Source organism: Abyssisolibacter sp. ZYX002 (genome assembly GCF_056892235.1).
Window position 1 is genome coordinate 433,041 of the sequence record NZ_JARMXH010000002.1, and the last position, 23,507, is coordinate 456,547.

Consider the following 23,507-nt stretch of genomic DNA (forward strand, 5'->3'; position numbering starts at 1 on the left):
TTATATTCTTTTATTTATGTTTTCTTGACATATTCTTTTAAATTCTTCTTTAAACTTCTCGTTGTTTTCTTTTTGTCTTTTTTTATGTTTTTTAAATTTTTGTTTGTTTTTTCTGCTTTCTAAAGCAATATGTCTTTCAAATAACAGTCTGTCTATATTTTCAGTGGTATAAACTCTGCCATTTTGATCTATAGCAAAAGCTTCTTTGGACAGCGCCATAGCCCCTACTCCATAATCTCCTGTTACTACTATGTCTCCTTTTTCTATATTGTTTACTAATACTATATCTACTGCATCTTTACCCTTCCCTACTGTAATTACTTCGCTGTAGCCATCGTTTAAAACATGGCTAGTGTCTATATACATTATCACTTTTATGTGAAAATTTTTTGCTATATTAACTATTTCTTTTTTTACGGGACATGCATCTGCATCAACCAATACTTTCAGTTTAATCACCTCATTTACATATAATATCATATTATCATAACATCGTATATAAATAGACTCATTTGTCAATAAATCTTAATGAAAGTTTTTGTAAAATAATTAATACTTCATAGGTATTTATTTATATATTGTTATTCTGTAATTGGATTAGATACATAACATAATACAACTCCACTTATCATAATAGCTTCAGCCAAGCTTTTTAGCACAATTTAAAATTCACTTAATTTGGGAACAAATTTCGGATTGTCAGTATCTAAGTTATATAATAAAATGAAAGGAGAATATGAATGAAAAAATTACTTAAGCAAAAAAAAATCAACTCATCTTTATTAGCATGTAAATGCAACTGTGCTTGTGGTGGCGGTATGCCAGAGGACCATGTTTATGTAAGAGGCTTTTTTACTTGGCCTAAATAGTTTTTAAAAAGGGATGCTATGTAATTTACAGCATCCCTTTTTTATTATTTGCTATTTTCTAGCAATGCTTCATATATCATTGATACTATGCTTCCATATTTGCCGGTTTGAAATCCATCACCTAAGAATTTCCCATCTTCTATTTGTGAATGTTTCTTATTTGTAAGTAATACTATAGCTAAATCATGTCTAGGGTCAATTACTGTCAATGTCCCTGTCCAGCCTGTATGTCCTATTGCTAAATTACTAGCATATGGTCCAAACATCCATATTCTATTCATATTTGCAGCTCTATTCCATCCTACGCCATATACGTTACTATTGTATGACGGTTTAGCAAATTGATCGCCTACATTTGCATCAAATATCTTAACATCTCCGTATCCACCTTTGTTCAATATTAATTGACATAATACTGCCAAATCTTTTGTAGTAGAAAATAAGCCTGCATGACCTGATACCCCATCCATACTATAATAAGCTTTCTCGTCATGAACTTCTCCTTGAAGTGTATGTTTTCTAATATTCTCAAAATCTACACTTCCTGCTCTAGTATTGCCAAATATTTCTGTTGCTGCGAATTGTTTTTCCTGTAGCCCCTTTTTAGTTGGATTAAACATTGTATTCTTTAACCCTAATTTACTATATATATTTTCTTCTACGTATATATCTAAAGGCTGACCTGTTACTTCTTCTATAATATACCCTAATACCATAAAATCTAAATCACTATACTTCGTTACTTTTCCTACTTCATTTATTAGTGGCAATTCACACATTAATTTACATGTTTTTTCTTTATCTTGCGAATAGAACTCTTCACCTAAATCATTGTCTTTCTTGTAGAATTTAACACTAGGTGCGAACCCTGATGTATGGGTCAAAAGGTTTAATACTTTGATTTTATCCTTGCCATTTTGTTTAAAATCAGGTATATAAGTGTGAACATATTCTTGTAAATCAATTTTGCCTTCACTAACTAGCTTGTACAAAGCTATGTTTGTAGCGTACATTTTTGTATTTGAAGCTAAATCATATATTGTATCTATAGTTGTCTTTTCTGGAGCGTCTATAATTGTTCCTTGATCGTATTTCTTCTTGTATCCATAAGCAGTGTTTTTGATTATTTTTCCATCTTTCATTACAAGTAATACTGCTGATGGAAATCCTTCTTTTATTTCATTGTTTATGTACTTATCAATATCTCTTAGTATATCTGTATTAAAGCCAACATCCTCTGGCTTTCCATATGACAATGTTGGATACTCTATACTTACATTTAAATATGTTCCTTCAGGTTTAACAGACAATACCTTCAACGTATTATCACCATTTCTAGTGTATTTACTAATATCTATCTCTATAGGTTTTTTATTTTTTAGTTTCTCAGCTGGAACTGATATTTTATTTCCATTAACATATATCTTCACACTTGTTGCTCCATAGCTCTCAATAATCATATTTCCCTGTCCTTTGTAGCCTTTAAATACTCTTCTGCTTCTTGCTAATGTTCTACTTGTTGGATCTTCTTCTGGAAATCTTTGTGAAAATTGTGATGCAAACGTTTTCTGTGTTGATACACTACTTGTAGCATTATCATTACTTAAGCAAAATCCTGTAGAACTAGTCAACAGTATAAATAATGATAACAAAATTGCTAAATGCCTTGAAAATCTTGATTTATTCATTATAGTTCCTCCTAATATGAAATTTTATTTCTTTGTTATAATTATATTATGGTATTTTATTTCTTTCAAGAAAAATATTTAAGGATGTCTTATTCGACATCCCCAATTTCTATTTTTTATTAGCAGGCTCTATATTAATTGTCTTTCCTTTGATCCTATTGTCTTTCATAGCTTGTAATACTTTATTTGCATGTTCTTTAGGAACCTCTACAAATGTAAATTTATCATATATGTTAATTGCGCCAACTAAGCCTCCAGCTAACCCTGACTCTCCTGCTATTGCTCCTACTATATCTTTTGGTCTGATTTTATGTTTTTTACCTATATTAATAAACAATCTAACCATGCCAGGCTCAGCTCCAGTATCCCCAAAATCGCACTCTTCTTCAATATTTTCTTTTCTATTTTTAGAAACAATAATCTTGTATAATGCTGCTGCGACATCAATAGTATTGTACTCATCTACTAAAAGCTTCTCTATGAAATTTATTTCTCTTGTTATACTTTCATTCTCAATAACCTCTTTAACTTGCTTTAGTATAACATTTGCTTTTGCTTCTTCTACATCACCAATTGATGGTGGTGATTGTCTTTTTATCTTTGTTTTAGTATATTTTTGTATATCTCTAAGCTTGTAAACTTCTTTACCCGAAACAAATGTATAAGCTACTCCTTGTCTACCAGCTCTCCCTGTTCTTCCTATTCTATGAACATAGTATTCTTCATCTTGAGGTACATCAAAGTTAAACACCATCTCAACATCGTCTACATCTATTCCTCTAGCCGCTACATCTGTTGCTACTAATATCTCTATATCACCTTTTCTAAATAAACCCATTACTCTATCTCTTTGTCTTTGCTTCATATCTCCATGTAATTTATCAGAAAAATATCCTCTACTTTGTAATTGATCTGATACTTCATCTACTCTCATCTTTGTATTACAAAATACTAATGCTAGTTTTGGATTATTTATATCTATTAATCGCGTTAACATTTCTAACTTTTTACTCTTTTTAACTTCGAAATAATACTGCTCTATACTTGGAACTGTGAGTTTCTTATGCACTACTTTCACAGTTTGGGGATTTTCTTGATATTCTTTTGCTATTTGGAGTATGCTCTTTGGTAATGTTGCTGAGAAAAGAACTGTTTGTCTGTTTTCTGGAGTATCTTCTAATATATTTTCAATATCTTCTCTAAATCCCATGTTTAGCATTTCATCAGCTTCGTCAAGTACTATCATTTGTAAGTTTCCAACTTTAAGAGTTCTTCTTCTCATATGATCTTGAACTCTACCAGGAGTACCTATTATTATCTGTGGCCTCTTTTTTAGAGCATTTATCTGTCTTTGTATCGGTTGTCCTCCATATATTGGCAATATTTTTATATCATGTAGATATTTTGCCATTTTCCTGATTTCATCTGCTACTTGTATTACTAGCTCTCTTGTAGGACATATCACCATACACTGTATACTTTTATCTTTTGTATTTATTTTCTCTAGTATTGGAATTCCAAACGCTGCTGTCTTTCCTGTACCAGTTTGTGCTTGCCCGGTTACATCTCTACCTTCTAATATATATGGTATAGATTTTGTTTGAATTGGGGTAGCTTCTTCAAACCCCATATCTTTAATTCCTTTAAGTAATTTTTCGGATATGGGTAATTCCTCAAATTTGGTTGTTTTCATACATTTTTCCTTTCTATTGTTTATTATTATCTATTATCAATTATTAGACACTACTATATAATATCTTAATACTAATTTATATACAAGCAATATATTTTCTCATATTATCATAATGTTATCTTTTATAATATCTTTTGCATAATTAAAGTATATATTCACTGACTAAAAATTAAAAACTCATAACTAAGATAATAAGTAATATATGAGCATTTTTTGTTTTAATTTTATATTTATTAAAACAATTTATTATATTTTTAATTAATAAATATTAATTATATCGCCTTTTAAAAACAGGATAGCTTTGGTTTTATTACTCACTATAGGTTTGACAAATTCATAAAAAATAACATTGTATTATAATTATTCTTATAATTCATTTTTATGCATAATTCTTTCTTGACAAATTATCTCAATTTGATTTATAATCTATCTGAAATATTTGTCTTAATTAAAATAATAGATTATTTAAATTTTGATTTAGATTGAACGCATATTTATAATGTTATATGATAAAAAATTCACCATAAGGGGGAAAATTAATTGACCTGTAAAAACAGAGAATTACATGTGTACTCTGAAATAGGAAAACTAAAAACCATTTTACTTCATAGGCCTGGTAGAGAAATCGAAAACCTTACTCCTAGTTTAATGGAAAGATTATTATTTGATGATATACCTTATTTAGAGGTAGCTCGAAAGGAACATGACGCTTTTGCTAATATTCTAAGAGAAAATGGTGCTGAGGTATTGTATTTAGAAAATCTTGTAGCAGAATCAATAAAAAATAGTGATGTTAAAGATATGTTCTTAGACCAGTTCCTTTTAGAAGGCAATGTTAGAGGTAAAGGATTAAAAAAATGTTTGCTAGAATATTTTTCTCAGTTTAAAGACAGAGATTTAGTAGATGTACTGATGGCTGGTATACGAGTTACTGATTTAAAAAAATACACAGCTATTTCATTGGAAGAAATGACATCCTCGGATTATCCTTTTGTGCTTGATCCAATGCCTAATCTATATTTCACTAGAGATCCTTTTGCATCTATTGGCCGTGGAATTACTCTAAATCAAATGAGAACTACAACAAGAAATAGAGAAACTATATTTGCCAAATACATTTTTGAATACCATCCCGCTTTTAAAAATAGTAATATCCCACTTTGGTATAATAGAACAGAAAAATTATCTCTTGAAGGTGGAGATGAATTAGTTTTAAGTGACAAGGTACTTGCTATAGGAATATCAGAAAGAACTGATGCCGGTGCTATAGAAAAATTTGCTTCGTCAATTTTATATAGTGATGAAAGCTTTGAAACTGTGCTAGCATTTGACATACCAAAAACACGAGCTTTCATGCATTTAGATACTGTATTCACAATGGTTGACTATGATAAATTTACTATTCATCCAGCTATAGAAGGTCCTCTTACTGTATTTTCTATAACAAAAGACAACAATTGTGATGGAGGACTCAAAATTGTTAAGGAACAACTTGCTTTGGAAGATGTTCTTAAAAAATACTTAGAACTTGATAGTGTTACTCTAATTAGATGTGCTGGTGGTGACCCTATTGACTCTGCTAGAGAGCAATGGAATGATGGTTCAAACACATTAGCTATAGCTCCAGGTGAAGTAATAGTTTATTCTAGAAATCACGTCACTAATAAACTATTACAAGAGCATGGAGTAAATATACATGTCATGCCTAGTTCAGAGCTATCAAGAGGTCGCGGTGGGCCAAGGTGTATGAGCATGCCTTTAGTTCGTGAGAAATTATAATTTAACTAATAAAACTAGAGGTGTAATTTTCGAAAATTACACCTCTTTGTTGTATTTCTTATTACACTTGACTACTTATCTCTTTCTCGTATAGATATAGGTAAAAATCGTCATTTTTTGATGGTTTTATTTTCCATATTCTTTTATAACCATGTCTTTCATAAAATCTATGATTAGCTATGTTTAAATAAGGTGTATCTAAAGTCCATTTTTTTATCTTGTTATATTTTTTTTCTATAAATTCTATTGCTTTAGTTCCTATTCCTTGATTTTGATACTCTGGAGAAATAAAAATTGCACCTAATCTAAAATGTCCATTTTTTAAATCATATAAATTTATGCCACCAACTATGATATCATCAATCATTATTTTATAATACAAACCACTATGGAGTTTAGACGTATGCCACTTTATAGAATTTATTCCAGGTGGTAATTGTCCATATTTCTTTAAATCATCATCAAAAGCTTTTATTGAAATATTCCTTAGTATTTCGACATCATTTTTTTCTACAATGTTAAAGTGCACCATATAATCACATCCTTTTTTATTATATATCTATTATATAGTTTTACGCGACGTCAATTTCAAGACTATTTTATAACTTGTATAAGAATATAATAAAAGGACTATCCCGTCTTGAGACACTCCTTATCTACCAAAGTATTCTAATATTAAATAGATTATTTATTTGAAAGCAATCATATTATTTATGCTATAATCGCTAAAGTTTACAAGTATTTTTGCCTTTTTGTTATTATCAAACTTATTAGTTATAATTATTTCGCCCTGTTGCTTTAAGTCTAACAATAATGGATTATATACCACTATACTATATTCTTTATTGAATTGAAATAAAAGTCCTTTGTCTTGCATCTTTTTGTTATTTTGAAACAATTCTACATTGTATGAATCTGCACTATTATTTTCAAAACCAATCTTTATGGAAATAATATCCTTAGGATATAATACCCCTTTTTCTTCTTTAATTATATTTAAATTCACAGGCTTTTCACAAAAATATAGAGTATTAGAATACTCCATAATTTTATACTGCGGCGTTTGTAAATATGCTTTTGTAACTGATGTTTCTCCTTTTTGGATATTGTTAATTAAAAATCTTTTCTCGTAATCATTAACTTTCGCAAGTAGTATAGTACTTTCTATCTCTTCGTCTGATAATTTGTACATACTATCATAAACACTCTCATTATTTTGTGTTTGAGGTTCCTTGCTATCAGCTCTTTCAGCCTTTTCTTTTTGCTCAATATTTAGATTTCCTTCATCAATGCTAGTTGCGTTTGCTTCATGGTTTTTTTCTTTATCTTTACTTTCTAGATAAATATATGTCCCCATAGTTACTATAGCTACAAAAATTAATGAACATATCCCTAGCAAAACATAATTATAAGAATTTTTCATAAATTAAGTCTCCTTTTTTGCATTAATATTCCAATACCATAGTAATAGTTTATAATATATGTTTGATAATTTCAAGCTAGTATATTACATCATGGATCTACTTAACTTTCTTAAATATATTTTAATTTTTCTTTGACCGTTAATAACTGGGTTTAATACATTTCTTTTGCAATCCTAATATAAAATATGAGCCTATTGTCCCATAAAAAAATGGCTAAGCTCTTTCTTTGAGCTTAGCCATTTTAAATAAGAAGCTATTAGGTGTATTTAAACTTCTATTGATCTTGAGTAATTGTTAAGTTACTACCATTGCAACTTAAATCAAAGTAATAATCACCTTTATCCTTAGCGCTGGTTACTTTTATTTTGTAAGTTCCTGTAGTAGTTGGTATATATTGTATGGTTCTTTGTCTAGTAGCATTATTTTGAGAAGCTACTACTGAGCCACTTGGATCTATTAAACTAATATCAAAATCAGGAGATCCCCAGTACCACCAACCTGTCCAATCAGGTATAATTAATGTTATTGCTATAGGATAATTTGTTCCGTTAACTGTAAATTCATAAACGTCTGTTTTACCAGTACCAGCTAAATCTTCTGCTTTATGCATATGATCTGGTGTAGCTAGATTAGTACCTGAAAAATTACCTGCTTGTTTTATAGCTTCAAATCCATCTAATCTTCCATGACCGTATTCGTTATCATGTCCAGATTTACCCCAGTCTATAGCTGTTGAAGTTACAATATCTTTGATTTGAGTTGTTGTTAAATTGGTATTAGCATCAATCATTAATGCTATTGTTCCTGCTGTAAATGGAGTAGCCATACTTGTTCCTGTATAACTTACATAACCATTAGTTGAATTTGCTTTAGGTGCATTTATATTTGTTCCAGGAGCTGCAACATCTGGCTTTAATCTATTATCAGCTGTTGGTCCTCTACTTGAATGATATATCAATGCAAATCCTTTCTCCCCAACATCTATCATATTACCTACGGTTATAACTTTACTTGCTGCTGCTGGAGAACCTACTGTTTTGCTCTTAGGTCCTGAATTACCTGCCGCTACAACTACTGCTATACCTTTATCCATTGCTTTATTGCATGCTAGTGAAGATGCATCTTGACCATTAGAACTTCCTGATGAGCCAAGGCTCAAGCTGATAATATTGATACCATAAACATCTTTGTTTGTTATGCACCAGTCTATACCTGCTGTTACATCACTCATACTACCAGATCCATTTTTATCAAGAACTTTAACTCCTACTAATGCTGCCCCTGGAGCAACACCTTTATAGTTTGAATTCCCATCTCCTTCACCTGTTGCTATACCTGCACAATGAGTTCCATGCCCTTGATCATCATATGGCGACGTTTGATTGTTTACAAAGTCTTTCCAACCAATTATTTTTCCACCATCTAAATCAACATGGTTACCATCTATACCTGTATCTATAACTGCTACTACAACATCATCTTTTGAGTAGCTACTACTTCCATCCATATTTCCATCAACGCCAAAATCAGTTCTTGCTTTCTCTGTTCCAAACCAATAATTTGCTTTATCCATGCAAGTTTTTACTTCTGCATCATACTCTATACCCTCAATCATATTTGATTCTTTAAGTTCTTCTATTTCCGCTTTGCTTAATTCAAGTGCTACTGCAGGTATGTTTTCAAAATCATACTTAACCTTAGGGTCTGCCTTTAATTTAGCAACTTCACTATTACTGTCTAATACATTCATTTGATCTTCTTTGTATACAACTATTACAGGAATTAAATCATCTGCACCAGCCTCTTCCATAGCACTAGCTAGATTTTCTGTCAATTTATCTCCATTTTCGTCATAAAGTTTAACTACTTCTCTTTCCTGCTCATTGTTAGCTAATCCCAATGAACTAAGAGCAAAAATAACTAAAACACACATAACTATTGATAAAAATCTCTTATTAAACATATTTCTCCTCCTCATCACATATTTTATAATTTATTAACTATCTCTATGGCTTATCTAAGGTAAAAAATTGATATCTATAATCTTCTATTATAGATACATCGGTATCACCTCTTTCAAATTATTATCCATATGTAAATGATTTAGTTTATTTAGTTATGTGTTTAGTAAATGTATTGTTGTATCTTATTTACTTTTAATATATATTAATCCGGACAAGTTGTCAACCATTATTTTAATTTTTTGTAATATTTTAATATTATTATTTTATATTTCCAATAAAAAAGAGGCCTAACATCTAGACCTCTTATTTTTACAATACTATTGATCTTGAGTTAATGTAAGATTCTCTCCGTCACAACTTAAATCAAAAATATATTCACCACTTCCCGAGCTTGCTTTTACTTTTAATATATAATCCCCTGTAATTGTAGGGTTGTATAGTAACGTTCTCTGCCTTATACTACTATTATGAGATGCTACCTCTTTTCCATTTGGATCTAGTAATACTATATCAAAATCTTTTGAACTATTAGTCCAATTACTTATTATCAAAGTTACTGCTATTGGGTATTTTGTGCTATTTACTTTAAATTGGTATATATCTTCTTTTCCACTGTTTATATCTTCTAATTTATACATATGATCTGGCATTTCTATATTAGTGCCTGTTAGATTACCTGCTGATTTTATAGCTTCATATCCATCTAATCTTCCATGCCCATATTCTATATCTTTACCTGGTTTGCCCCAATCTATTGCTGTATTGTATAGTATCTCTTTAACCCCTGCTGATGTTAGTTTTGGATTAGCATCTAACATCAATGCTATTGTTCCTGAAACAAATGGTGTAGCCATGCTTGTCCCTGTCATAGTTGCATATCCATTAACTGAATTCGTCTTAGCTGCTGTTATTAATCTTCCTGGTGCTACTATATCTGGCTTAATTCTATCATCAGCTGTTGGTCCTCTACTTGAATCATAATACAATCCATAACCTTTTTCTCCTACATCTATCATATTACCTACTGTTATACAATCTGAAGCTGCTCCTGGTGATCCAATAGTATATTTCTTTGGACCTGCATTACCAGCTGCAACTACTACATTTATCCCATTTTTTACTGCTTTATTTACAGCTAAAGAAGCCGAATCATTTCCATTTGAGCTTCCCCATGTTCCTAAGCTCATACTGATTATATCTATCCCATATACATCCTTATTTGTTATACACCAGTCAACGGCTGCAGTTACATCACTCATGCTTCCTCCGCCATATTTGTTAAGAACTTTAAGCCCAACCAATGCTGCTCCTGGAGCTACTCCTCTATAGTTTGCATTTCCATCCCCTTCACCAGCTGCAATCCCTGCACAATGAGTTCCATGTCCTTGATCATCATATGGTGTAGTCTTGTTAGCTACAAAATCTTTCCACCCAATTACTTTTCCTCCATCCAAGTCTACATGCTTACCGTCTATACCTGTATCTATTACTGCAATTACTACATCATCCTTTGAATACGAGTCTTTTCCATCTCTATTTCCATCTAAGCCAAAATCAGTTCTTGCTTTTTCTGTTCCAAACCAATCTCTTGCTGTATCCATACACATATGAACTTCTGTATCATATTCTATATTCTCTATTGATCCAGATTTTTTTAACTCTTCTATTTCATCTTTACTTAAACTCAACGCTACTGCAGGAATATTTTTATATTGATATTTGATCTTTTTGTTATCTTTAAGCATCATTACTTCTTTATTTGATTCTACAAATCTATTTTCTTTATATACTATGATCACAGGTATTAACTCTTCATTTTCTGCTTTAGTCATTATATTTACTAAATCCTCAGTTACTTTATTATTGTTTTCTTCAATCTTTATTCCACTAGCTACAACATATGAACTCATTGCCGAAAAAATTAAAACACACACTAAAAAAATTGATAACTTCTTGTTTTTTAAATACACTAATATCACTCCTTATTATTTTACTTTCATCCATTTTATTTGTTTTATATGCAACCACCATAAAAATCAACTCATCAACTCACCTCTTTCTTTTAAATATGTACACTTTTAGATTTTTATGGATTAAAATCAAATATAAGGAAGTGCTTTTATACTATAATACATTAAAATAATTATTTTGTCAAATATTTACAAAGCAAAATCAGGCTAAAATAGCCTGATTTTGATAAAATATAGTATTTTTTTATTGATCTTGCGTAAGTGTTAACGTTCCTCCATCGCAACTTAAATCAAAGAAATAGTTACCTGTTCCTTTTGCAGATTTAATTTTTAACTTATAATTACCTGTACCAGCGCTTACTGGATAATACAATATTGTTCTTTGTCTATTATATGAATTGTGTGATGCTACCTGACTACCATTTGGTCCAATTAGTGTTATATCAAAATCAGGATTCTGATATGATACATAATCAGGAATTATCATTGTTATAGCTATTGGGTTAGAAGTTGAAGTAACATTGAAAGTCCATATATCTTCACTACCAACTGCTGCTAAATCTTCTGCTTTGTGATAATGATCTGGAGTATCTATATTTGTTCCTGTTAATGAACCTGCACTCTTAATTGCTTCATATGCATCTAGTCTACCATGTCCGTAATCAACATCTTTACCTGACACTCCCCAATCAATAGCTGTATTTCCCATAGTATTTTTAATTTGACTTGGTGATAAGCTTGGATTTGCATCTAACATTAACGCTGCTGTACCTGCTATAAATGGAGTCGACATACTTGTACCAGTTTTGTTTGTATAGCCATTAGTACTATTACTTTTTGCTGCATATATATTTGTTCCTGGAGCAGTTATATCTGGTTTTATTCTACCATCTTTTGTTGGTCCTCTACTAGAATGATAAATAAGTCCAAATCCTTTTTCTCCAACATCTATCATATTTCCAACAGTTATAGCATCTTCTGCTGCACCTGGTGAACCAATAGACTTTTTGTAAGGACCTGAGTTTCCTGCTGCTACAGCAACAGTTATTCCATTAGCTACTGCGTTGTTTACTGCTAATGATGCCGCATCTTGTCCATCAGAGCTTCCTCTTGTACCAAGACTCATACTAATAATATCTATTCCATATACATCTTTGTTAGTTGAGCACCAATCTATTGCAGCTGTAACATCACTCATACTACCTGAACCCCAACTATTAAGAACTTTAACACCAACTAGAGCAGCTCCTGGAGCTACACCTTTATAGTTTGCATTACCATCGCCATCACCTGCAGCGATACTAGCACAATGAGTTCCATGACCTTGATCATCGTATGGAGTTGTCTTATTTGAAATATAGTCTTTCCAACCAATTATCTTACCGTTATCTAAATCAACATGATTTCCGTCAATACCTGTATCTATAACAGCTATAACTACATCGTCTTTTGAATACGAGCTACTACCATCTCTGTTTCCGTCAAGACCAAAATCAGTTCTTGCTTTTTCTGTTCCAAACCAATAGTTAGCCTTATCTAAACACATTTGTACTTCTTGGTCAAACTCTATGTGTTTAATCATATCTGAGTTTTCTAGTTCTTTAATTTGTTCCTTAGTTAAACTAAGTGCTACACCTGGAATATTTTGATATACATGCTTAACATTTGAATTTGATTTTAATTCTACTATTTCATTACTAGAAGCTGTCATTTCATTGTCCTTATATATTACGATAACTGGTATCAGTTCATCTGTCTTTGCTTCTTCCATGATATTACATAAATCACCCATAAGTTTTGTTTCTGGTTCAAATTTCTCTTTCGCCATACCTAAAGAGCTAAGTGATAAAACCACCAAAACACACATTACTAATGATAAAATTCTTCTTCTACTAAACATATGTTTCCTCCTATTTTTTATTATTTGTATTAAAACATAACTTATATTGCATGGCTATAAAAACATTTTAATCACCTCTTTCCTAGATTTAATAAGCTATGTAAATATAAATAAGTAAAAACCTTTACATTTAGTAAGTGTTATATTTTATTTTATTTACTATTAGTGTATAACTTATGTTTTTAGTTGTCAACTATTTTATGGATATTTTGTAATATTATTGTTGTAAATGGTAAAAAAATGAGCATCTATAAAGATGCTCCACGTGATAAAATAATAATATACTAAATTAGTTTAATATAGGGGTAACTATACTTTTGTTATTGATAATTTTTGTTATATTTAAAATATTCTGAATATTTAACTCAGTCATCTTTGCTATTTTTCCTACTCCATCCACTAGTTCACTTCCAATTTCTTAACTTAATAAATGTACTGCAAAATACTGTATATGATGCTGTGTAAATATCATTGATTATTTTTTTTAGTTTACATGTATTTTTTTTATTTATGACTTATTACCCAAGGATGAGGGACTATTGGTTCGTGATCTCCATCATTAATAATTACACTAGTGGCCGAACTCAATACAACTATCGATGTAACTAATGCTATAATTTTTTTAAGTTTCATGTTCCTACCTCCTTTTTTAATAAAATAAGACGATTGCTATAATTATTATATTAAATTCTTTTAACATTTGTGTCATTTCCCGCTTTAGCAATCGTCAATATGCCATTATTCTATTTTAAATTCATTAAAGCTAGACTACTTTCTAATATTTCTACAGCTTTATCCTTGTCTTTTGTAATATAGTAATGGCTAGCCTTTAGCAATATATCTTTTACTCTATTTTGATTGTCTTTTTTATCTTCTGTTTTTATAATTGTCTGTATATCATTCAGTAATTCATTTATACTTTTATTATTCTGACTATATAAATAACAATTCAATAATTCATTATAGATATCTATTACTAACGATAGCTTTCTTTTTCTTTTTGATTCTGCTAATGCTTTTAATAAACTCTTCTCCGATAGTTCATAATCTCTTATTTCGTAATATGTCTTACCCAACAACAAATATATTTCCTCTATATATTCATAATCTGTATCTAGTCGTATCTGTAAACTTTTATTAATGTAATCTGCTGCTTTTTCTTTTTCTCCTATTTTTGAGTGAAGATTGCTTATATTCATATACGCTAATGCAACAAAACCTAATTCTTCTTTTTCAATAGCAATTGTTATTACATCTTCATATATTTTTTGTGCCTTTTTATAATCTAGCTTCTTGAAATAGCAACTTCCTTCTAAAATTTTTAAATCTAGCATTTGGCTAATAGTATAACTTAAATTCATTTTTTCTTGATTTTCTATTAATACTATAGCAGCGTCGTATATACCAAGATAATAATAAGCTAGAGCATTGTTGAAATAAACACTTTTCTCTATGTTTTTATCATCTATTTTTTTATTATCTAATATAAATAATATATGGTTATTTAAATTTATAACCTCATGATAGTTTTTGGTCCATAATGAACACCTTGCAAGTTTTTGATATAAAACAGCTGTTTTTTTATAGTTTGAAGTCTTTATAGTATCCTCTAGTGATTTTATGTAGTATGTTCTACTGATTTCATAATCATTCTTTTGATAATAATAATCACCAACTGTTTCATTGTACTCAGATTTTTTTTCTATAATATCCCATTCTAATAATATATTATTAATCTTCTTACATACATTATTAAATTCTCTATCATCTGTTTTTTTTATAGTTTTAATATATCGGTCTAATAAAACTTCTGCCTGTTTCTCCTCATTTCTCATCAAATAATCTACATCTAAATCTAACTTAATATTTTTAACTTTTGCCCAATAGTTCATACTTTCTACTATAATGCCTGCTGTATCTTTAACTAGTTTTGTTTTTCCATTTTCAATATAACTGATTAAATTTCTGGTTATTTTTCCCCCTGTGATTTCATATTGTCTGAGTCCTAAGTAACTCCTAATCCTTCTAATTTTTTCACCTGGAGGTAATATAACATCTTCTAAGAAATACATTTTCAAGCCTCCTGTTTAGAAATCTTTGCTGATTAATTTATTTGTTATTATATATATATTTTGCTCAAGTAAATATAATTACATTTTCATAAATATATAAGTAAATAATATTCAATTTTCCATTTACTAAATTAATCATCATTATGTAAATTCAACAATTTTTTCTAAATCCCTTTTTTTATTAGTGAATATTTATTCTTATCTCTGATATATATATATAATTTACTTAAAATAATTCTTTGTTGTTGCTAAAAGTTAAATTAAAAAAGCAAATATACTTAAAGTATATTTGCTTAGATTGATGGCAAAGTCATCAAGATAGCAGACTTTAGTAAAAGTTCAATTTCAAGGCGTGTTAAAATTGAGTAGCACAGCTTACTTAGAGGTAAGTGAGCAACGGAAATTTTAACAACAACGCAGAAATTGGGCTTTTGTCTACGGTCTGAGCAAATATACTTAAAATATATTTGCTCAGTATATTTGCTATTTTTGATTTTTAACTGCTATTCTAAGACAAACTATAAATCCACCCCAAAGTATACTTATAGCAGTTACTCCAAAAATTATTGCACTAGTGCTCATTATAGATCAGCTCCTTTTGAAATCATATTTTGATAATCATCACTACCTTTTGTTTTAGCAAATATGATTGAAAATAGAGTTATCAATAATAATGTTCCTCCACCTACACCTAGTAGTTCTTCTCTTGTGTAATCTCCATATCCCTGTGTAAAATCTGTATATGCATTAAATAGGAACATTATTGAAAGTAATAATGGAGTCACTACAGTCAGCGTTACATTCCACCATCTACCAACGCTAAAATCTGATATCTTATTAACATAGTTGCGTGTTTTTTCTAAGTTTATATACCATGCTATTACTATAAGTTCTATCAGTCCTGCTACAGCTATAGCGTACGTATTAATAAAATGATCAACAATATCTAATAGATGTATTCCTGCTCCTGTAACGAACAGCAAGGATATAACAAAACCTATAAGGGTTGCAATGTTCAATACCTTTTTTCTTGATATATTATACTTATCTGCCGTACCTGATACAACAACCTCCATTATAGACATACTCGAGCTTAAACCTGCAAATATTAAACACGAGAAGAATATAGCTCCAAATAATCCATTGAATCCTGGTAGTGCATTAATCGCCTTAGGAAACACTATAAATGCTAAACCAATACCACCGGCACTGACTTCTTCAACTCCTACTCCTGCTTGAGTTGCCATATATCCTAATACTGAAAATACGGCTATACCTGAAATAATACTAAATGAGCAGTTTCCAAGTCCTGTCATAAATGCATTGTTTACTATGTCAGTATCTTTTGGTAAATAACTAGAGTATGTCATCATAATCCCAAAACAAATACTAAGAGAATAAAAAATCTGTCCATAAGCAGCTATCCAAACTTTTAAATCTGTAAGTTTGGTGAAATCAGGTTTGAAAAAGTAATCAAGCCCTTTCGATGCTCCTTCTAATGTGACTCCTCTAACCGTAATTATTATTAAACATACTATTAATAATGGCATAAATATTTTATTAGCTTTTTCAATTCCTGACTTAACTCCACCTCTTAAAATTACGTAGTTTATTAACCATGCTAATACTAAAGTTATTAAGGTAATAGTATTAAGTCCTTCGAAATGAAATGCGCCTTTACTTACATTTAAAAAATTATTAAAAAAGAATTCCTTAGTCTGCGTTCCCCATTCACTAGTTAAAGAAAATACCAAATAATTCATCGACCAACCTATAATAGCAACATAATAAACTATTATTCCAAAAGAAATCATTGTTTGAAACCAACCAATAACTTCAAACTTGCTCTTTATTCTTCCAAATATACCTGGAGCAGATGTCTTTAACCTATGTCCAAGTGAAAATTCTAATATCAATATTGGAATACCTGCAGTAAACAATGCAAATAAATATGGTATTAAAAATGCTCCTCCGCCATTGCTAGCTGCTACATAGGGGAATCTCCAAATGTTCCCAAGTCCTATTGCTGACCCTATTGCTGCCATAATAAAACCCATACGTGAGCCCCATTGACCTCTTTGATTACTCATATAATTCTCCCTTCTCTTTTATTGTGTGGACTTGTTCTTTTGCTTAAAGTTTCAAATTTCTATTATCTATCTACAAATAATAGCAATTTAAATATATTTTACATGATAAATATGTGTAAATTGTGTGATTTCGGATTAAATGTTGCAAAAATTTAATTTTTTTAAATCGATTTATTTTCTTTTGTTTTATTTTGATTATATTATTCCTTTTTTTTCTTAATTATATAGTTGTCAAACATAATTAATTATAGCTTATTTTGTAAATTCATCTAGGTTTTTTATATTTTTTAAACATCCTGATATTTTCAATCTACACATTTTTTAAAATATCCATTTAGTGACATATTATTTCCTGAGCAATAACTTTAGATTCAACGTATTAATTATTTTGACTATTTTCACCATAAAGTAATCTATAATCTATAATTTCATCACTCAGGTAATATATATGTGCATTAAAGTCTATTTATCACATGGTTTCTTTACAGGTTAGAAAAAACTGCTCCTGTGCTCGCTGATGTCACCATTTTACTATATCTATATAAATAAGTTCCTTTTTTAGCTTTACACGGTGGTCTTTTCCATCCCTTTTTTCTATTTTCTATTTCATTTTGGGTTAGCTCTACTTTTAAACTTCGATTTTTTATATCTATCTCAATTATATCTCCTTCTTTAATAAGTGCTATTAATCCACCTTCACTTGCTTCTGGTGAAATATGTCCAATGCATGGCCCTCTAGTTCCACCTGAAAACCTTCCATCTGTTATAAGCGCAACTGATTTATCTAAACCCATTCCTGCTATTGCTGCCGTTGGACTTAACATCTCTCTCATACCAGGTCCTCCTTTCGGCCCTTCGTATCTTATTACGACAACATCTCCATGAGTTATTTGCTTGCTTAATATTGCATCATATGCAGATTCTTCTGAATCAAATACTCTAGCCGGTCCTCTGTGTTTCATCATTTCTGGTGCTACTGCCGATTGCTTTACTACAGCCCCATCTATAGCTAAATTACCCTTTAATATAGCTATACCTCCTTCTTTAGCATATGGATCTTCTATTCTTCTAATTACAGAGTTATCTAATATATCTGCATTTTTGATATTTTCTCCTAACGTTTTACCCGTAACTGTTATTGTATCTTTTATCATAAATCCACCTTTGGTTAGCTCTTTTAGTACTGCTGATATACCTCCAGCATTATCTAAATCATGCATACTGTGTACACCTGCAGGACTTATTTTTGTTATATTTGGAACTTTTCTACTAATTTCATCAAATTCATCTAATGTTAGATTTAACTCCGCTTCATTAGCTATCGCTAGTAGATGTAATGTGGTGTTTGAAGATCCGCCTATTGCCATATCTAAAGCTATAGCATTCTTAAAAGCTTCTTTGGTCATTATATCTCTAGGTAAAATATTATTTTTAACTAAATCCATTATTGCCAAACCAGCTCTTTTTGCTAACTGTTTTCTTCTCCCAAACGGAGCAGGTATTGTTCCGTTACCTGGTAAAGCTATCCCTAAAGCTTCCGCTAATGAATTCATTGTGTTTGCTGTAAAAAGCCCTGCGCAGCTACCACACGTTGGACAAGATCGCGTCTCGATATTTTTAAGCTCTTCTTTACTCATTTCTCCACTTACATAAGCTCCTACTGCCTCAAAGGATCCACTAATTAAATCTACCGTTTGCCCTTTATGACTTCCCGTTAACATAGGTCCACCACTTATATATACTGAGGGAATATTTAGTCTAGCTGCTCCCATTAACATACCGGGTACTATTTTATCGCAGTTCCCTATAAGAACTAATCCGTCAAATTTATGTCCCATTGTCATAGCCTCAATGCTATCTGCTATTAATTCTCTTGTTGAAAGTGGATAATTCATTCCACTGTGATTCATCGCTAATCCGTCACATATTCCTATAACTGGAAACTCTATAGGCGTTCCTCCTCCTGCACTAATCCCTAATTTGACTGCTTGTGCTATCTCATTTAAATGAAAATGTCCTGGTATTATCTCATTGTGTGCATTAACTACTCCTATTAATGGTTTTTCTAAATCTTCTGGTAGATATCCCATAGCATATAGTAGTGAACGATGTGGAGCTCTCTTTGCCCCTTTAGTCAGTTCATCGCTTCTCATAGTACTCCCTCCTTTTGTCGATTTTTAATAGTTTATAATAGTAAAGTTATAAAAACAATATAATATGATGCTAAATTGTATTAAAATGTTGTTAAGTACTATTAAAATATTGACTAGAACTTCTTTTTCTGCATTCTCAAATAAAAAAACTGAAACATTACTTAAATAGTAACTGTCTCAGTTTTCCTTATCTGTTATTCTTTTTCTATAAACACTTGGGATTTCACCAGCATATTTCTTAAATATAACAGTAAAATAACTTATATCTTCATATCCAATTTTCTCTGCTATTTCCCTTAGTGACATATCTGTGTTTTTAATTAACTTAATTGCTTTATCTACTTTGATTTTATTGACGTAATCTGTAAAGCTTTGTTTGGTATATTTTTTAAACAATCTTGAAAAGTGGTAAGAACTAAACCCTATATAATCTGCTACCTCTTTTAGATACAATTTTCTATTATAGTTTTTTTCTATATATTCTTGAGCACTTAAAATCAGTTTTTCGTTTGGATTTAAACATCTTTCATATTCTACATTATTTTTTAAATTACGTTTTATGAAATTTATTAATTCTTTTGGCGGTATAGGCTTAAGTAAATAATCCTTTACTCCCAATCTTATCGCTTTCTGAGCATATTCAAACTCGTTGTACGCAGATAATATCACTATTTTTTGATTTGGATACAATTTAAGTATCTTATTAGCAGTATCTATACCATTCATATTCGGCATGTGTATATCAAGCATGATAATATCAGGTGTAAACTTTTTCAGTTTTTCTAATGCCATAAATCCGTCATATACGCTTTCTATATGAACATTTATATCCTCATTCTCTAGTACGTATTTTATATATTCACTTGTCATTATTTCATCATCTACTATTAGCAATCTAAACATTCTTCACCTCATTATCATATGGTATAGTTATAATTACTTTCATGCCATGTTCTTTAAGATTATTTATAATTATAGTATAATCATTACCATAGTAATATTTCAGTCTGGTTTTTAAATTTTTCAGACCAAGCCCAGTATTTGTTTTCGCCTGATTTTCTATTGTCTCATTGTTTAGCCCTAAACCATTATCTAAAACCTCTATGCGTATTTTGTTATTTATCAATTTACACGTCACACATAGTTTCCATTCTTTATCTGTATATTTAAAACCATGTTTTATTGAGTTTTCTACTAGAGTTTGAATAGTCATAAATGGTATTGTGCTATTACGTAGTCTATCGTCTATATCTAAACACAGTTTTATAGTTTTTTTAAATCTTTTATTTTGTATTAACATATAATCTTTTATATAATCAATTTCCTGACTTAAGAAGACTAACTCTCTTGATTTTGATAAGCTTATTCTAAGTAGGTTAGATAATGCAAATGTCACTTTGGCAGCCTCTTTCGATCTATCCATATATGCTAACTCCCCTATAACACTTAATGTATTAAATAAAAAATGAGGACTTATTTGTGATTCTATTAGCTCCATTTGTGTTTTCTTTAAAGCTTTTTCAAGCTCTAACTTTGCATGAGTTTGCTTAATTATCTGATTTGTCTTATCTTTGAATTCATCGTGCAATACTTGATTTATTCCAGTTTGGACTATGAACTTATTTATTGATTTTATGGAATCTATTATTGCATACATTCTTGCATTAGTTATAATCATTATATCTTCATAAGCCTTGATAAGCTCATCACTGTTTTTAAATTGCTTTAATTTATTTTTTATCTCATTGTTTTCATCGTTTAGTATAATAGGGCCACATAGAATATTACCAAAATGACTATTATCTATATATATTGGCGTTTTTATTTTTACCAAATTATAACAACATTTCTCAATTACGATATCATTTAGTTTATTTATGATTTTAGGATCATTAATACACTTTTTTCTATTATTATCAAAATACAAGTTACAAAATCTTGGAATATTGCTTGGCTCTGTGATTTTATTTCCACGAATATCTTCTATCACTATTCCTATATTTAATGCCTTTGATAGATCATCTTGTATTTTCTGTATTGCATTATAATCAATTTTTGAATATATCTCATCGTATTTTATATCACTATACAGTTCGGTTTTATCATATTCTTCATCCAACTTTATTCTTATAGGATTATAGACTATAATCATTTCTAATGGCACATCTGATGTATTTTCAAGATAATGGACTGAATTATGTTTTATATGGTGAACCGAACCACTTACTAATGGATATTCAATATCGTCTATTATATGTTTGCCTCTACCAGATATTACATAAAGTATTTGTTCACTTGTCAAATGGGTATGACTTGGGTCTTTTTTATTTGGTAAAAAGGTTACATGTCCTACCATCATTTTATTTATGTTATTGTATTCAGGTTTATTTAGCCACTTTATATAACCCCAATCAAATTTTTGCATATAAGTCTTTAGTTCATTTTTATTATTATGATACATTTACTAGCTCTCCTCTATAGCTGTTACTTAATCGAAAATAAAATTATATAATATCTATTATTATAATATCTATTCTAATAAAATGCTATTCAATTTCAAATCAGTAAATGTTTATTAGAAAAAAAAAGATGTTCATTAGAACATCTTAGATTGATGACAAAGTCATCAAGATAACAGACTTTAGTAAAAGTTCAATTTCAAGGCGTGTTAAAATTGAGTAGCACAGCTTACTTAGAGGTAAGTGAGCAACGGAAATTTTAACTACAACGCAGAAATTGGGTTTTTTTCTACAGTCTGAAGGATGTTCATTAGAACATCTCTTAGATTGATGACAAAGTCATCAAGATAACAGACTTTAGTAAAAGTTCAATTTCAAGGCGTGTTAAAATTGAGTAGCACAGCTTACTTAGAGGTAAGTGAGCAATGGAAATTTTAACTACAACGCAGAAATTGGGTTTTTTTCTACAGTCTAAAACTAAATATCAGTCGCCCAAAACATCAAAACTTAGTTTTATGAATTTAACATTGCTACTGCATAGTTAATATTCTCAAATGCATGGTAAAAATCAATTCTATTACTAAAATATTTGTTCTCTATCTGTGAAGAATTAATATGTTCGTAAATACTAAAATTAGCTTTAGCCAAAAGTTCCTTTAACTCATCATATTCAAAGCATGATTTCATTGGTTCCCCTGCTCCTGATGCTAGGGCAACCATATCTTTTACACGCTTTACTGGATTATCTTTATTAAATATACCACTATCAGGATAGTCAAAAACTACCATACTCCCTTTTGGAGAAATACTAGCTATACAATTTAAAATTTTATTTATCTCATCTTCTGTAAGATAATATGACACACCTAAAAGACTAAAAAACGTTAACTTAGTCTTATCAAAGCCATTATCTAAAAGTCTCACAGTAAGATTATCTTTAGTAAAATCAGTAGATACAAATTTATGATTATTTATAATATCCCAACCTAACTGTTTTAGTCTCTCTAGTTTCAGTTTTTGAGTAGAGCTATGATCTACTTCAAATACCCTTAACTTTTCCAATAATTTAGTCTTTCTAAATGCAAATGTATCAAATCCAGCACCAAGTATAACGTATTGTGTAACTCCTAATTTTAATGCATCTAACAACATATCTTCTGCGAATCTACTTCTTGCAAGAGGTGTAGGGGCTATCTGTGTTTGTATAACCCATTTTAAAGCTTCATCACTACTATACTTTTTAGCCAACTGGGGATTAAAAAAATTAATAGCTCTCGCCATATGAGATGATATTGCCTTGTATTCTTCGTCTGTCATCATTTTGTATGCTAGGGAATCATCGAAAATCTTTGGATTATCATCTTTTAGTGAATGATACGCCCTACCAAAGGCTGTAATTTTCGCAGTCATACTCGCTTTGTTTTTTTCCATACACATTCTCCTTTA

General features: G+C 30.1%; 18 protein-coding genes. 2 read left to right on the forward strand and 16 right to left on the reverse strand.

What is annotated here, in order from left to right:
* On the reverse strand, positions 1-480 hold the full coding sequence (locus P3X86_RS08045; protein WP_483292152.1) for a YaiI/YqxD family protein: 480 nt from the start codon (positions 478-480) through the stop codon (positions 1-3).
* 260 nt (positions 481-740) lie between these two features.
* Between P3X86_RS08045 and P3X86_RS08050 the strand changes: the two genes are divergently transcribed.
* Positions 741-869 (forward strand): hypothetical protein, encoded by a 129-nt coding sequence (locus P3X86_RS08050; protein WP_483292153.1) that lies wholly within the window; start codon positions 741-743, stop codon positions 867-869.
* A 44-nt stretch (positions 870-913) separates the two neighbouring features.
* Here P3X86_RS08050 and pbp4b read toward each other — a convergent pair whose 3' ends face one another.
* Entirely contained in the window at positions 914-2,557 is a 1,644-nt protein-coding gene (gene pbp4b / locus P3X86_RS08055; RefSeq protein ID WP_483292154.1) for a penicillin binding protein PBP4B, read from the reverse strand.
* A 109-nt stretch (positions 2,558-2,666) separates the two neighbouring features.
* The gene (locus P3X86_RS08060) at positions 2,667-4,250 is read right to left on the reverse strand and encodes a DEAD/DEAH box helicase (protein WP_483292155.1); all 1,584 of its coding nucleotides are present in this window, start codon (positions 4,248-4,250) and stop codon (positions 2,667-2,669) included.
* A gap of 540 nt (positions 4,251-4,790) precedes the next feature.
* Here P3X86_RS08060 and arcA point away from each other — a divergent pair.
* Positions 4,791-6,029, forward strand: coding sequence for an arginine deiminase (gene arcA / locus P3X86_RS08065; protein WP_483292156.1), 1,239 nt, complete (start codon positions 4,791-4,793; stop codon positions 6,027-6,029).
* Between the two features lie 61 nt (positions 6,030-6,090).
* Here the strand turns inward: arcA and P3X86_RS08070 are convergent, their stop codons facing one another.
* The 13 genes from P3X86_RS08070 to P3X86_RS08130 form a co-directional block, all read right to left on the reverse strand.
* Positions 6,091-6,561, reverse strand: a complete 471-nt coding sequence (locus tag P3X86_RS08070; RefSeq protein WP_483292157.1) for a GNAT family N-acetyltransferase — start codon at positions 6,559-6,561, stop codon at positions 6,091-6,093.
* A gap of 156 nt (positions 6,562-6,717) precedes the next feature.
* Positions 6,718-7,452, reverse strand: coding sequence for a hypothetical protein (locus P3X86_RS08075; RefSeq protein ID WP_483292158.1), 735 nt, complete (start codon positions 7,450-7,452; stop codon positions 6,718-6,720).
* 275 nt (positions 7,453-7,727) lie between these two features.
* Positions 7,728-9,416 (reverse strand): S8 family serine peptidase, encoded by a 1,689-nt coding sequence (locus P3X86_RS08080; protein ID WP_483292159.1) that lies wholly within the window; start codon positions 9,414-9,416, stop codon positions 7,728-7,730.
* A 318-nt stretch (positions 9,417-9,734) separates the two neighbouring features.
* A complete protein-coding gene (locus tag P3X86_RS08085; RefSeq protein ID WP_483292160.1) occupies positions 9,735-11,387 on the reverse strand; it encodes a S8 family serine peptidase in 1,653 nt (550 codons plus the stop codon).
* A 244-nt stretch (positions 11,388-11,631) separates the two neighbouring features.
* Positions 11,632-13,287, reverse strand: coding sequence for a S8 family serine peptidase (locus P3X86_RS08090; RefSeq protein WP_483292161.1), 1,656 nt, complete (start codon positions 13,285-13,287; stop codon positions 11,632-11,634).
* 504 nt (positions 13,288-13,791) lie between these two features.
* Positions 13,792-13,920 (reverse strand): hypothetical protein, encoded by a 129-nt coding sequence (locus P3X86_RS08095; RefSeq protein ID WP_483292162.1) that lies wholly within the window; start codon positions 13,918-13,920, stop codon positions 13,792-13,794.
* A gap of 110 nt (positions 13,921-14,030) precedes the next feature.
* The gene (locus P3X86_RS08100) at positions 14,031-15,359 is read right to left on the reverse strand and encodes a helix-turn-helix domain-containing protein (RefSeq protein WP_483292163.1); all 1,329 of its coding nucleotides are present in this window, start codon (positions 15,357-15,359) and stop codon (positions 14,031-14,033) included.
* A 483-nt stretch (positions 15,360-15,842) separates the two neighbouring features.
* Positions 15,843-15,941, reverse strand: a complete 99-nt coding sequence (locus P3X86_RS08105) for a MetS family NSS transporter small subunit (protein WP_483292164.1) — start codon at positions 15,939-15,941, stop codon at positions 15,843-15,845.
* Positions 15,941-17,449, reverse strand: coding sequence for a sodium-dependent transporter (locus P3X86_RS08110; protein WP_483292165.1), 1,509 nt, complete (start codon positions 17,447-17,449; stop codon positions 15,941-15,943). The genes P3X86_RS08105 and P3X86_RS08110 overlap by 1 nt, the downstream gene beginning before the upstream one ends.
* 482 nt (positions 17,450-17,931) lie before the next feature.
* Complete coding sequence (ilvD, locus tag P3X86_RS08115; RefSeq protein WP_483292166.1) at positions 17,932-19,602, reverse strand: dihydroxy-acid dehydratase; 1,671 nt, start codon at positions 19,600-19,602, stop codon at positions 17,932-17,934.
* Positions 19,603-19,779: 177 nt separating this feature from the next.
* Positions 19,780-20,505, reverse strand: a complete 726-nt coding sequence (locus tag P3X86_RS08120) for a response regulator transcription factor (protein ID WP_483292167.1) — start codon at positions 20,503-20,505, stop codon at positions 19,780-19,782.
* The gene (locus tag P3X86_RS08125; RefSeq protein ID WP_483292168.1) at positions 20,498-22,063 is read right to left on the reverse strand and encodes a PocR ligand-binding domain-containing protein; all 1,566 of its coding nucleotides are present in this window, start codon (positions 22,061-22,063) and stop codon (positions 20,498-20,500) included. The genes P3X86_RS08120 and P3X86_RS08125 overlap by 8 nt, the downstream gene beginning before the upstream one ends.
* A gap of 511 nt (positions 22,064-22,574) precedes the next feature.
* Positions 22,575-23,492: a class I SAM-dependent methyltransferase gene (locus P3X86_RS08130; RefSeq protein ID WP_483292169.1), complete on the reverse strand. Its 918-nt coding sequence runs from the start codon at positions 23,490-23,492 to the stop codon at positions 22,575-22,577.
* Positions 23,493-23,507: the final 15 nt, after the last annotated feature.

Coding starts and splice junctions, on each gene's coding strand:
- P3X86_RS08045 (WP_483292152.1), bottom strand. CDS start 480: ATGATATTATATGTAAATGAGGTGATTAAACTGAAAGTATTGGTTGAT.
- P3X86_RS08050 (WP_483292153.1), top strand. CDS start 741: ATGAAAAAATTACTTAAGCAAAAAAAAATCAACTCATCTTTATTAGCA.
- pbp4b (WP_483292154.1), bottom strand. CDS start 2,557: ATGAATAAATCAAGATTTTCAAGGCATTTAGCAATTTTGTTATCATTA.
- P3X86_RS08060 (WP_483292155.1), bottom strand. CDS start 4,250: ATGAAAACAACCAAATTTGAGGAATTACCCATATCCGAAAAATTACTT.
- P3X86_RS08070 (WP_483292157.1), bottom strand. CDS start 6,561: ATGGTGCACTTTAACATTGTAGAAAAAAATGATGTCGAAATACTAAGG.
- P3X86_RS08075 (WP_483292158.1), bottom strand. CDS start 7,452: ATGAAAAATTCTTATAATTATGTTTTGCTAGGGATATGTTCATTAATT.
- P3X86_RS08080 (WP_483292159.1), bottom strand. CDS start 9,416: ATGTTTAATAAGAGATTTTTATCAATAGTTATGTGTGTTTTAGTTATT.
- P3X86_RS08090 (WP_483292161.1), bottom strand. CDS start 13,287: ATGTTTAGTAGAAGAAGAATTTTATCATTAGTAATGTGTGTTTTGGTG.
- P3X86_RS08095 (WP_483292162.1), bottom strand. CDS start 13,920: ATGAAACTTAAAAAAATTATAGCATTAGTTACATCGATAGTTGTATTG.
- P3X86_RS08100 (WP_483292163.1), bottom strand. CDS start 15,359: ATGTATTTCTTAGAAGATGTTATATTACCTCCAGGTGAAAAAATTAGA.
- P3X86_RS08105 (WP_483292164.1), bottom strand. CDS start 15,941: ATGAGCACTAGTGCAATAATTTTTGGAGTAACTGCTATAAGTATACTT.
- P3X86_RS08110 (WP_483292165.1), bottom strand. CDS start 17,449: ATGAGTAATCAAAGAGGTCAATGGGGCTCACGTATGGGTTTTATTATG.
- ilvD (WP_483292166.1), bottom strand. CDS start 19,602: ATGAGAAGCGATGAACTGACTAAAGGGGCAAAGAGAGCTCCACATCGT.
- P3X86_RS08120 (WP_483292167.1), bottom strand. CDS start 20,505: ATGTTTAGATTGCTAATAGTAGATGATGAAATAATGACAAGTGAATAT.
- P3X86_RS08125 (WP_483292168.1), bottom strand. CDS start 22,063: ATGTATCATAATAATAAAAATGAACTAAAGACTTATATGCAAAAATTT.
- P3X86_RS08130 (WP_483292169.1), bottom strand. CDS start 23,492: ATGGAAAAAAACAAAGCGAGTATGACTGCGAAAATTACAGCCTTTGGT.